This is a genomic window from Endozoicomonas sp. SESOKO2 (assembly GCF_024606245.1).
In the GTDB taxonomy this organism is placed as follows: Bacteria; Pseudomonadota; Gammaproteobacteria; order Pseudomonadales; family Endozoicomonadaceae; genus Endozoicomonas_A.
The window spans coordinates 1-11268 of record NZ_JAHHPQ010000520.1 but is presented as its reverse complement, the minus strand read 5'-3'; the positions used below and the strand labels follow the sequence as shown (position 1 = coordinate 11268).

Genomic DNA, 11268 nt, shown 5'->3' with positions numbered 1-11268 from the left:
TCAACGGTGCCAGAAATATCTTTCTTAAGTGTTTGACAAGGTAGCTTGAACCTTAGCCATAACAGCGAGTGTTGCGCTCGTTGCGGATTTAATCAAGAGCAGATCTCTGAATTACTGCTATTCTCAACCCTTCAGTTTTGCACAGGCATTCCATTTCGGTCTGCCGCAACAATAAAAACAAAAGTACAGAAAGAAGGGAGTGTTTATGCTGCGGTTAGCTGTTGTTCAAACCCGCGCCAAAACCGGGCTGGATGCACCTGCCGTATCGGTTGAAGTTCATTTGTCGGCAGGTCTGCCAGCCCTGAATATGGTGGGTCTGCCGGAAGCCGCTGTTCGCGAGAGCAAAGACAGGGTAAGGAGCGCAATCCTCAACAGTGGTTTTGAGTTTCCTGTTTCCCGTATTACTGTCAATCTGGCACCTGCGGACCTTCCTAAAGAAGGCGGTCGTTTTGATCTGCCCATCGCCCTGGGCATCCTTGCGGCATCAGGTCAACTCAAGCCTGAGTCGCTGGCAGGTTATGAGTTTCTTGGTGAACTGGCCCTGTCTGGCGAACTGAGACCGATCACAGGCTCATTGCCAGCATCTATAGCCTGCAGTCAATCGTCTCACACACTGATGCTTCCCCAGCTGAATGCACAGGCGGCAGCCCTTTGCCCTGATGCAAAAGTGTTGGGTGCAGACAACCTGCTCAGAGTCTACGCTCATCTCACCGGTAATGAACATCTGTCAGAAGCCACCTGCAACAGGAATGAATGCCCTGTTGATTACCCCGACCTGCTGGATGTAAAAGGCCAGCAACAGGCTAAACGAGGGTTAATGACAGCAGCCGCTGGTGCTCACCATCTGATTTTCTACGGTCCTCCGGGTACCGGTAAAACCATGTTGGCCAGTCGCTTGCCGGGGATTCTTCCCGAGATGAATGATCATGAGGCTCTGGAAGTAGCCGCCATACATACTTTGTCTTCCTACAACCAGCCGCCGTCATGGAAACAGCGCCCCTTTCGCAACCCTCACCATACGGCCTCTGCCGTCGCTCTGGTGGGTGGCGGCAGCCAACCCCGACCGGGAGAGATTTCCTTTGCACACAACGGTGTCCTGTTTCTGGATGAACTGCCGGAATTTCAAAAAGTGGCCCTGGAAGTGCTGAGAGAACCCCTGGAAACAAGGGAAGTGGTTATTTCCCGCGCCAAAGGTCAGGCCAGTTTCCCGGCAGGCTTTCAGTTAATTGCCGCCATGAACCCCTGCCCCTGCGGATACCTTGGAGACCCACAGAAAGCCTGCCAATGTTCTGCTGAGCAAGTCAGACGCTATAAACGAAAAATATCAGGCCCATTACTGGATCGCATAGACTTGCAAATAGAGGTCTCCAGTCAGAAAACGGAGCGACTTTTTGAAAGCCGGTCCGAAGATGAAAACCTCTCAACTGAAAAAATCCGTCAGCAGGTGATTGAGGCAAGATCTATCCAGCAATGCAGGCAGGGGAAACCCAACGCACGGCTGTCTGCCAGTGAGATGAATGAATACTGTTCGCTGAATAAAAAAGAACAGAATTTCATGACCCGACTTTGTGACAAATTGGGTTACTCGGCCAGAGCCGTACACCGAATATTGAGAGTGGCCAGAACTCTGGCCGATATCGATAAGGAAAAAGATATTCAACAAAAACATCTTGCTGAAGCAGTGCATTACAGAAAGCTGGATCGTGAGTCAGGTTAGCCTCCCGGTTTTAGAGCAGGTCCATCATCTTCAAGAAACTTGATGGTGTCGAGCTATGTAAAAAGTGGCCCTGAAGGTCAGTACGGCCTGATTTTCCAGGTCGTACTGCTTCAGCATTTTACCCTCTGGTTCAGAGAACTTGTTGACACCTCAGCGACATCAATGCCCCTGCCAGTACATGCTTTCTGAAACCGCTTTAATTAATTGACTGATGTCTTCTGGATAGACTTCCCCGATGTTGCCGATTCTAAAACAGTCGGCATCAGACACTTTACCGGGATAAATGACAAAACCTTTCCCTTTCAGCTGCTCATAAAAGCGGAGGAATTCATAATCGGGATGCTCTGGAGAGTAAAAAGAAGTAATAAACGGAGAGTGTAGCTTATTGTCTAACAGGCATCTGAAGCCCAGTTCATTCATACCCTGGACGAGCAAACGCTGATTGGTGGAGTAACGCTTGTGACGGGCAGCAATCCCGCCCTCTTCATTCAGCTCAGCCAGAGCTTGATGAAAAGCCCTCACGGTGTGAGTGGGAGAAGTAAAGCGCCACTTGCCATGATTTTTTTCCATGCACTGCCACTGATCATAGAGATCCAGAGACAGGGAGCGGGCCAGCCCTTTGCATTGGGATAAAAGAGTGCGACGGGCTATGACAAAGCCAAAACCGGGAACACCCTGAATACACTTGTTGGCAGAGCTGATCAGAAAATCAATGCCCAGCCCGGCAAGATCAATCGGGACACCGCCAAAACTGCTCATGGCATCCACAATCAGAATGCATTCATGTTTCTTCACCACAGGTGCTATGACTTCAATAGGATTCAACATGCCTGTTGTGGTTTCACAATGAACAATGGCGACATGGGTGATGGCTTTATCTTCAAACAGTATCTGTTCGATTTTTTCAGGTGTCGGAGGACTGATCTCGCCACAATTCAGAACGCTATGAGGAATCTTGAGATACTCGGCAATCTCGGCGATGCGGGCACCGTAAGCCCCGTTATTAATAACCAGTAGCTTGCCTTCATCAGAGATCACTGACCCGATCGTTGCTTCTACCGAAGCAGTGCCACTGCCCTGCATGAGGACGGCAGTATAATCCTCAGTACCCGAGGCCAGCTTTATCAGTTGACTGCGGATCTCTTCCACCACGCCAAGGTTGTAATCATCATCCCAGGTGCACCAGTCTCGCAGCATCGCTTCACGAACACTGGCCGAGGTAGAGAGAGGCCCGGGAGTCAGCAGAAGATAGGGGTTTTCCAGACTCTTTTCTTTCACAGTTGACACTTCTTTTGTAGGCATGGCTTTCATGAGACACCTGTAGAAACATAAACTTCAATCTTCTGGTATATACCAATTTGCATAAAATCATGACGGGGTCACTTTTTTCTGTAAATAGCCAATGGACATTCTTCACAAAAACTTCACATTCCAGTCTGAAAACCCCGGATAAAGAAGACCCAGACCTCAGTGAAACGAATATTTAATTGTCATAACAGCGATCATTTAATTGTCATAAATACGGCTTAGTATGGTATATACCAGTTGAGAATCCATTGACCCTGAGAGAACAGTATTTATGGGACAGGGAAAAAATCAGTATCAAATCATCCGTACAGCCCTGCATGAGCAGATTGAAAGTGGTGCATTGAAACCTGGAAGCAAGCTGCCCTCGGAGCGACTGCTGAGTGAAAAATTCAGCACCACCCGCATTACACTCAGAGAGTCATTGTCATCACTTGAAGCCGACGGACTGGTCTATCGCGAAGATCGCAGAGGCTGGTTTGTTTCACCAGAAAGAGTGACCTACGACCCCACAGTGAATGCTAACTTTCACACCATCGTCACACATCAGGGCAGAGTGCCTGGTACCCGGATGCTCCATGCCGATTTGGTGCCAGCCCCCACCAGAGTTCAGAAGCTGCTTCAGATTCCAGCTCTGACCCCGGTGTATCGACTGCAACGCCTTCGTTCAGTGGATGGGCGGAATGTCCTGTATGTAGAAAATTACATGAACCCTGCCTACTTCCCGGATCTGCTTCAGCACGACCTGTCCCGATCACTGTCTGATATCTATCAGGAACATTACAACCGACGTTATGCCCGTGTCAGCTTCAGGTTGTATCCTGTCGGTCTGAATGCCGAGGCTTCTTCTCATCTCAAGGTCACCACTGGCAGTTCTGGCTTACTGGTTGAGCGTACAAACTACGATCAGTCGAATCTATTGATTGACTGTGACTTCGAGTATTGGCGACAGGATGCAGTGGTTATTGCAGCCAACACCACTATAAACCCTATGGCTTGAGAGCTACAAATACCATCTGGTGTCCACGGCACGAGCAATCTATTAATGAGCGTTCATAAAGTTTTAATTTCCAGATCTAACCACTGAAAAGAGGTCACAATGAGCAAAATTCAACTCGCCGTTTTTGATATGGCCGGTACCACGGTCAATGAGGACAACGTCGTTTACAAAACGGTTCATAAGAGTCTTGTCGACGCTGGCTACGACTTCACCCTGGATGAAGTCCTTGAGCACGGTGCAGGCAAAGAAAAACATCAGGCCATAAAAGATACTCTGTCGTCCAAAGGCTTCGACCACTCGGACTCGGAAAAAATCTTCCAGTCCTTTAAAAAACAACTGACACAAGCTTATGCGGAACTGGCAGTGACCTCATTCGACGGCGTGCCCGAGCTTTTGAAGGAGCTGCGGGCAAGAGGCATCAGGGTTGCACTTAATACCGGCTATAGCCATCAGGTAGCAACAGGCCTGCTGAAAAAGATGAACTGGATGCCCGGAGTCGAATTCGATGCTCTGGTTACAGCGGATGATGTTACAAACGGCAGACCTGCACCCGACATGATTGAACTGGCCATGGAGAAAACCGGCGTTCACGACAGTTCACAAGTGCTTAAAGCGGGTGATTCTGCCATTGATATTGAGGAAGGAAAAAATGCCCACTGTGGTATCACCGTTGGTGTGACCACCGGAGCCCAGAGCCGGGAGCAACTGGCAAGAGCCGCGCCAACGCTAGTGCTCGATAGCTTAACCGAGATTCTCAAACACATTTAAACGCTCGTCACCCACCTGCTATCCCCGGCTGGGTGACTCCATAGTCTCGCCTCTCCAATTAAAAATGTCACAGAGACGCAAAAGATCTGTAATATTTTAGTCACCTCCTTCTCGTAGAATTCTGTCATCCCTTCTGGTATTGACCAGAATAAAATGATTGTCTGACTGGAGAGACCCATGAAAAAGCATCTGACAGCCCTGACCCTTGCAGTCACTTCGATTTTCAGCGCCTCATCTTTTGCCGCATCTCCTGTGGAGTTGACGGTTTATACTGCTTTTGAGACTGACCTTCTGAATCGCTACAAAAAAGCCTTTGAGCAGGAAAACCCGGATGTCAGCATCAAATGGGTACGGGACTCTACCGGCATCATGACGGCTAAACTGCTGGCAGAAAAAAATAACAGCAGGGCAGACGTCGTATGGGGTCTGGCCGGTTCCAGCATGGCACTGCTGAAGGATGCAGGCGTGCTGGACACATACACGCCTAAAGGTCTGGATGAAATCAAGGCACAGCTGGTTGATCCTGAAGCCGCCAAAGCCTGGTTTGGCAATCAGGCTTACTTCAACGTGATTTGCTACAACGAAGCAGTAGCCAAAGCCAAAAATCTGCCCAAACCTCAATCCTGGCAAGACCTGCTTGATCCGGTCTATCAGGGTCAGATTGCCATGCCTAATCCGGCCTCTTCCGGTACTGGCTATATGCAGGTTTCCGCCTGGCTACAAAGCATGGGCCAAGACAAGGGCTGGGCCTATATGGATAAGCTCAACAACAACATGGCCCAATACACTCACTCAGGCTCCAAGCCCTGCGTTCAGGCTGCCATGGGTGAAGTGGCTATTGGTATTTCCATGGCCGTTCGTGGCGCCCAACTGAAAAGTCAGGGCGCACCACTGGACCTGATTCTTCCCAAAGGCGGCATTGGCTGGGATGTGGAGTCAGTTGGTTTGGTGGCAGGCACCGACCAGGCTGCAGCTGCGAAAAAACTGATCGACTGGTCTCTCAGCCAGCAGGCCAATGAACAATATGTTGAGGCTTACCCCGTTGTGGGCCACAAAGACGTCAGTAAAAAAGTGCCCAACTATCCAGATGTTGAAAGCGCCATGGTGGATATGGACTTTGGTGAAATGGCCAGTGAGCGTGAGACTGTGCTCGCTGAGTGGTCCAAGCGTTTCGACCATATGTCTGAACCCAAATCTTGATGTCTCACCGGCAATAATGCAGAAAGCGCCGTTTATTCCCCAATGGGAATAAGCGGCTTTTCAGGTTTAGAGCTTTAGGAAGTTAACGCTATGCAACCCTTTCTCACCATCGAAAGCCTGGGGAAAAGCTTTGGCGATTTCACCGCCCTCAAAGAAATTTCCCTGTCCGTAAACAAAGGTGAATTCATCTGTTTTCTCGGCCCTTCTGGCTGCGGAAAGACGACACTACTGAGAATGATTGCCGGACTGGAAGCCTGTCACCAGGGAGAGATCTGGCAGGATGGCACCCGCATAACATCACTTCCACCTGAACAAAGAGACTTTGGCATTGTCTTTCAATCCTATGCCCTGTTCCCCAACCTGAGTGTCGCAGAGAATATTGGTTTCGGTTTGAAAAACCAGGGTCAATCCAAACGAGAAGTCGAAAAGCGTGTTAACGAATGGCTAGACATTATCGGTCTGCCGGATTCCGGCCCCAAATTTCCTTCTCAGCTATCTGGCGGCCAACAACAGCGTGTAGCACTGGCCAGAGCTCTGGCACTCTCTCCGGGACTGTTACTGCTTGATGAGCCTCTCTCTGCCCTGGATGCCAAAGTCAGAATCAGATTGCGGGAAACAATCTGTAAGCTGCAAAGAAAACTGGGCATTACCACCATCATGGTGACTCATGACCAGGAAGAAGCCATGGCCATGGCTGATCGCATTGTGGTGATGAATCACGGACACATTGAACAGACAGGCACGCCTGAAGATATTTATAAACACCCGGCTTCTCGCTTCGTTGCTGAATTTGTCGGTGCCATGAACTTTCTGGAAGGTGATACCAACAGCAACAACCAGATCCAGCTGGCCAATCAGACGCTCTCTTTGCCAGTGGCTGAATCAACAGCGAGAAAAGTCATTCTTGGAATACGTCCGGAAGACCTGAGCTTCAGTGAAGGCCAGTCTGCACTGCCAGTCAGTGTCGAAAATCTGGAGTTTCAGGGTTCCTTCGTTCGTGCAGAATGCAGTCCTGTGGGCTGGGGCACTGAGCGGCTGATTAAAGTCGATGTACCTATCCACCAGCTGGCCGCTCTGGAGCTTGAACCGGGGAGCCTGAACCAATTGTCCCTGAGTGAAAAACATATCCATGTCTTCCCCGCAGTATGATGAGTCCGCTTTGACTATGAGTATCTCTACACACACCCCGGCGGACGCAGACTCTCCAGCACTGAGCCGGAAATCTCTGCTGCCAGCCATCGGCAAGGATCAATGGGTTCTTGGATTGGTCATCGCAGCGGTTGTTCTATATCTGATCATTACACTGTTACTGCCACTTCTGTCGATGCTGGCAAGAAGTGTTCAGGACAGCGATGGGGCTTTTATTGGTCTGAATTACTTTGCTGAGTATCTTGGCAACCCGGCTCTCAGCCAGTCCATTGGCAATACGCTGAAAGCGGGTGCCATTGTTACGACAATAGTTGTTAGCTTGTCATTCCTGTTTGCCTACGGACTGACACGGACGCAGATGCCTCTCAAACCACTTTTCAAGGTATTGGGCATGTTACCCATACTGGCGCCCTCCCTGCTGCCTGCCATTAGTATGATTTATCTGTTTGGCAATCAGGGGGTAGCTGTAGACCTGCTATTCGGTCATTCTATTTACGGCCTGCCCGGTATTGTTATGGGTCTGGCTTTCTGGACCTTTCCCCATGCCCTGTTGATTCTTACGACCGCGCTTTCGACTTCCGACGCCAGACTCTATGAAGCAGCACGTTCCATGGGGACTTCTCCGTTCAGAACCTTCACAACGATCACTCTTCCAGCGGCCAAATTTGGTTTGATCAGCACAGTCACTGTCGTTTTCACTCTGGTCGTCACCGACTTTGGTGTCCCGAAAGTGATTGGCGGCCAATATAACGTACTGGCCACCGATATCTACAAACAGGTCGCCGGTCAGCAGAACTTTGCCATGGGTGCCGTCATCAGTGTGCTTTTGCTGATACCGGCGCTATTAGCGTTTGTCATTGATCACAGAGTTCAGAAAAAACAGAAAGAATTGTTTGGCGCTCGTTCTGTCAATTTTGAGCCTGAGCGAAACCCTGTGAAGGATGGCCTTTTTTTCCTGCTTTGCAGCCTGATCTCTCTGGCCATTCTGGCCGTGGTGGGCATGGCGATTTATGGCTCACTGGTCACTTTCTGGCCCTGGAACATGGCGCTGTCCTGGAACAATTATCACTTTGAAAAGTTCAGTGCCAATGGCTGGGAGCCCTACCTCAACTCTCTGGAAATGGCGTTCTACACGGCTATTGCCGGAACCCTGATTATTTTCATTACGGCTTACAATGTGGAAAAAAGTAAGTTGCCACCCATTCTGAAACACTTTATCCACATTATGGCCATGTTACCGATGGCAGTACCCGGTATGGTGCTGGGTCTGGGTTATATTTTCTTCTTTAACCAAGCCGGTAATCCATTGGGAATACTCTACGGAACCATGGCGATTCTGGTCATCAATACCACAGCCCACTACTTCACCGTGGGGCACCTGACGGCATTGACCGCCCTGAAGAAGTTACCCGCTGAGATCGAACAGGTAGCCGCATCGCTCAAAATTCCTCAGTACAAAGCCTTCCTTAAAGTATCCCTGCCGGTCTGCACACCTGCTCTGCTGGATATAGCGATCTACCTTTTCGTCAATGCCCTGACCACCACATCGGCTGTCGTTTTCCTATATTCCACCGATACGATGTTGGCTTCCGTTTCTGTAATGAATATGGAAGATGCCGGACAAACAGGCCCGGCCGCAGCCATGGCCGTTTTGATTTTGGCGACCGCAGCCTGCGTTAAAATAGGTCATATGACTTTGGGTAAGCTGCTATTGAACAGAACCCAGAAATGGAAACGCTCCTGAAGCAATGTCAAGTAAGCTTAAGCCCCTTCAAGTCCGGCCAGATTTCTGGTCGGCTATTTATCCCGGAACATTCATCAAGCCGCTTTGGTTACTCCAAAACCGGTGATTCAGTTTGCAACGCTTCCTGCATCATACCTATATCCTCAGCAACATCATTATCAGGTTCGGAAAAAAAAGCGATATGAAACACAGCCTCACCTTCCTGAACAAGAGGAATGTTCTGTTTACCAATAATGATGCCTGCCTGTGCGGCTTTGACCAGAGCAATGATTTCACCAAACGGGCTTCCAATAGTAGCTAACGGGGTTCCTTTATCAACTTGATCGCCCAGTTTTTTAAGTGAGTTGAAAATACCGCTGGCATTAGCTCTGACCCATGAACTTTTGTTAGCTATATAAGGTGTGAAGGATTTTACCTTGCGCCTCAATCTGACCATCCCCAGCTTAGCCAGAACATTGATAACGCCGTTAACTCCCGCACGTATACTGACTTCATCAAACCTTAAGGCTTCTCCAGCTTCATATAGCAGTATACGTGTATTATGCTCTTCAGCTGACTGCCGAAGGGACTGGTCGCGAATATTGGCATTCAATAAAACGGGTACCCCGAACGCTTTTGCCAGGCTCAGAGTTTCTGTGTCCATTAAATTGGCACGAATCTGAGGCAGATTTGAGCGATGTATAGCCCCTGTGTGAAGGTCTATACCGCATTCACAAAGGCTGACTATTTCTGTCAGGAACATGTGCGCTAACCGGCTCGCAAGTGAGCCTTTCGGGGAACCGGGAAAGCTTCTGTTTAAGTCTCGACGATCCGGGAGATACCGGCTTTGATAAAGCACCCCATAAACATTAACCATGGGCACAAGAATTAACGTACCCGCAGTCACTTTAAATGTCTTCAAATTGATGAGCCGGCGAATAATCTCAATACCGTTCAGCTCATCGCCGTGAATGGCTGCGGACACAAAGACCTTTGGACCAGGTTTTCTAGTGTGTATGACATGTACAGGTACCGAAAAATTCGTATCGGTATATAGCTTTGCAACCTCCAGACGAACTTGCCTGGTCTGCCCGGCCTTAATCACACAACCACCAATACTGATATCTGGTACTAACATCGTTGCTACCTTTAGCCTTTTCCACGAGTTCGGGTTGATTTCGTTGTTTTGCTTTCAATAAATTCGTAGATCATGCCAGCAACATTTTTTCCAGTTGCTTTTTCAATACCTTCCAAACCCGGAGAGGAGTTAACTTCCATAACCACTGGGCCATTGTCAGATTGTAAAAGGTCGACACCGCAGACGTTCAGTCCCATGACTTTTGCGGCATTAGCTGCAGTTGCTCTCTCCTCTTTTGACAAACGGACGAGTGTGGCTGTTCCGCCGCGATGCAGGTTTGAGCGAAACTCTCCATCTGCTGCTTGTCGCTTTATAGCTGCTACAACTTTGCTACCAATCACAAAACAACGGAGATCTGCACCGCCTGCTTCTTTAATAAACTCCTGTACTAATATATTCGCTTTTAACCCCATAAAAGCTTCAATGATTGCTTCTGCCTCTCTCTGAGTAGATGCCAGAACTACACCGATACCATGAGTACCCTCCAGTAATTTTACTACGACTGGTGCTCCGCCTACGTTCTTGATGAGATCCTTTACATTTTCGGGCTTACTGGCAAAACCTGTTCTTGGTAATCCAATATCTTTTCGTGACAACAGTTGTAAAGAACGTAATTTATCGCGTGAGCGGGTAATGGCAACAGATTCATTCACACAGAAAGTGCCCATCATTTCAAACTGCCTGACGATGGCCGTGCCATAAAATGTAATGGAAGCTCCAATTCTTGGTATGACAGCATCGTAGTAAGGAAGCGACTCACCGCCACAACGAACAGTGGGGCGACTGCGTGTTACATCCATATAGCAATGGAGTGTGTCAATAACATCAACTTCATGACCTCGTTCTTCACCCGCTTCTTTCAGGCGACGAGTTGAGTACAATTTGGGGTTACGAGACAGTACTGCAATTTTCATATTGACTCCAGTCCACTTCAAGAGAGAAGCCCGAAGGAATAAGAACCCTTAATCTAGTCCAAATATGCATGAGCACTTACGTATGGTTTTTACCTTAATCGCTGAGTGTTTCAAAGATGCCGGACAAACAGGCCGGGGCAGCAGCCATGACCGTTTTGATTCTGGCAACAGTGCTGCATCAAGACAGGTTCTATGACTTTGGGTAATCTGAGACTGAGCAGAACCCGGAAATAAAAATACTCCTGAAGCACACTTAAACCCTCCAAATCCGGTCGGATTTCTGGCCGACCATTCAGACACCTACGGAGTCATAGTATACGCAGACTTGGACAGCTGAAAGAAGCGGGTGAAGAA

The 11268-nt window shown here is 48.9% G+C and carries 9 protein-coding genes; 6 read left to right on the top strand and 3 right to left on the bottom strand.

The window, feature by feature from the left end; genetic code table 11:
* Window positions 1-205: 205 nt before the first annotated feature.
* Window positions 206-1717, top strand: coding sequence for a YifB family Mg chelatase-like AAA ATPase (locus KDK17_RS12565; RefSeq protein WP_257255457.1), 1512 nt, complete (start codon window positions 206-208; stop codon window positions 1715-1717).
* Between the two features lie 159 nt (window positions 1718-1876).
* Here KDK17_RS12565 and phnW read toward each other — a convergent pair whose 3' ends face one another.
* Window positions 1877-3028, bottom strand: coding sequence for a 2-aminoethylphosphonate--pyruvate transaminase (gene phnW, locus KDK17_RS12560; RefSeq protein WP_257275311.1), 1152 nt, complete (start codon window positions 3026-3028; stop codon window positions 1877-1879).
* 268 nt (window positions 3029-3296) lie between these two features.
* Between phnW and phnR the strand changes: the two genes are divergently transcribed.
* From phnR to KDK17_RS12535, 5 genes are all read left to right on the top strand, one after another.
* Window positions 3297-4022, top strand: a complete 726-nt coding sequence (gene phnR, locus KDK17_RS12555) for a phosphonate utilization transcriptional regulator PhnR (RefSeq protein WP_257280984.1) — start codon at window positions 3297-3299, stop codon at window positions 4020-4022.
* 99 nt (window positions 4023-4121) lie between these two features.
* Complete coding sequence (locus KDK17_RS12550; RefSeq protein ID WP_257254280.1) at window positions 4122-4790, top strand: phosphonatase-like hydrolase; 669 nt, start codon at window positions 4122-4124, stop codon at window positions 4788-4790.
* Window positions 4791-4967: 177 nt separating this feature from the next.
* Window positions 4968-5990: a putative 2-aminoethylphosphonate ABC transporter substrate-binding protein gene (locus KDK17_RS12545; protein WP_257254358.1), complete on the top strand. Its 1023-nt coding sequence runs from the start codon at window positions 4968-4970 to the stop codon at window positions 5988-5990.
* 90 nt (window positions 5991-6080) lie between these two features.
* Entirely contained in the window at window positions 6081-7139 is a 1059-nt protein-coding gene (locus KDK17_RS12540) for a putative 2-aminoethylphosphonate ABC transporter ATP-binding protein (RefSeq protein WP_257254359.1), read from the top strand.
* A 16-nt stretch (window positions 7140-7155) separates the two neighbouring features.
* The gene (locus KDK17_RS12535; protein WP_257275314.1) at window positions 7156-8883 is read left to right on the top strand and encodes a putative 2-aminoethylphosphonate ABC transporter permease subunit; all 1728 of its coding nucleotides are present in this window, start codon (window positions 7156-7158) and stop codon (window positions 8881-8883) included.
* A gap of 88 nt (window positions 8884-8971) precedes the next feature.
* On the opposite strand, the gene KDK17_RS12530 is transcribed toward KDK17_RS12535, so the two are convergent.
* Window positions 8972-10000: a succinylglutamate desuccinylase/aspartoacylase family protein gene (locus tag KDK17_RS12530; RefSeq protein ID WP_257288203.1), complete on the bottom strand. Its 1029-nt coding sequence runs from the start codon at window positions 9998-10000 to the stop codon at window positions 8972-8974.
* Window positions 10001-10011: 11 nt separating this feature from the next.
* Window positions 10012-10914, bottom strand: a complete 903-nt coding sequence (rimK, locus tag KDK17_RS12525) for a 30S ribosomal protein S6--L-glutamate ligase (protein WP_257275316.1) — start codon at window positions 10912-10914, stop codon at window positions 10012-10014.
* Between the last annotated feature and the right edge of the window lie 354 nt (window positions 10915-11268).

Bases quoted from the DNA above. Each gene is read 5' to 3' on its own strand.
- KDK17_RS12565 (WP_257255457.1), top strand. From the start codon at position 206: ATGCTGCGGTTAGCTGTTGTTCAAACCCGCGCCAAAACCGGGCTGGAT.
- phnW (WP_257275311.1), bottom strand. From the start codon at position 3,028: ATGAAAGCCATGCCTACAAAAGAAGTGTCAACTGTGAAAGAAAAGAGT.
- phnR (WP_257280984.1), top strand. From the start codon at position 3,297: ATGGGACAGGGAAAAAATCAGTATCAAATCATCCGTACAGCCCTGCAT.
- KDK17_RS12550 (WP_257254280.1), top strand. From the start codon at position 4,122: ATGAGCAAAATTCAACTCGCCGTTTTTGATATGGCCGGTACCACGGTC.
- KDK17_RS12545 (WP_257254358.1), top strand. From the start codon at position 4,968: ATGAAAAAGCATCTGACAGCCCTGACCCTTGCAGTCACTTCGATTTTC.
- KDK17_RS12540 (WP_257254359.1), top strand. From the start codon at position 6,081: ATGCAACCCTTTCTCACCATCGAAAGCCTGGGGAAAAGCTTTGGCGAT.
- KDK17_RS12535 (WP_257275314.1), top strand. From the start codon at position 7,156: ATGAGTATCTCTACACACACCCCGGCGGACGCAGACTCTCCAGCACTG.
- KDK17_RS12530 (WP_257288203.1), bottom strand. From the start codon at position 10,000: ATGTTAGTACCAGATATCAGTATTGGTGGTTGTGTGATTAAGGCCGGG.
- rimK (WP_257275316.1), bottom strand. From the start codon at position 10,914: ATGAAAATTGCAGTACTGTCTCGTAACCCCAAATTGTACTCAACTCGT.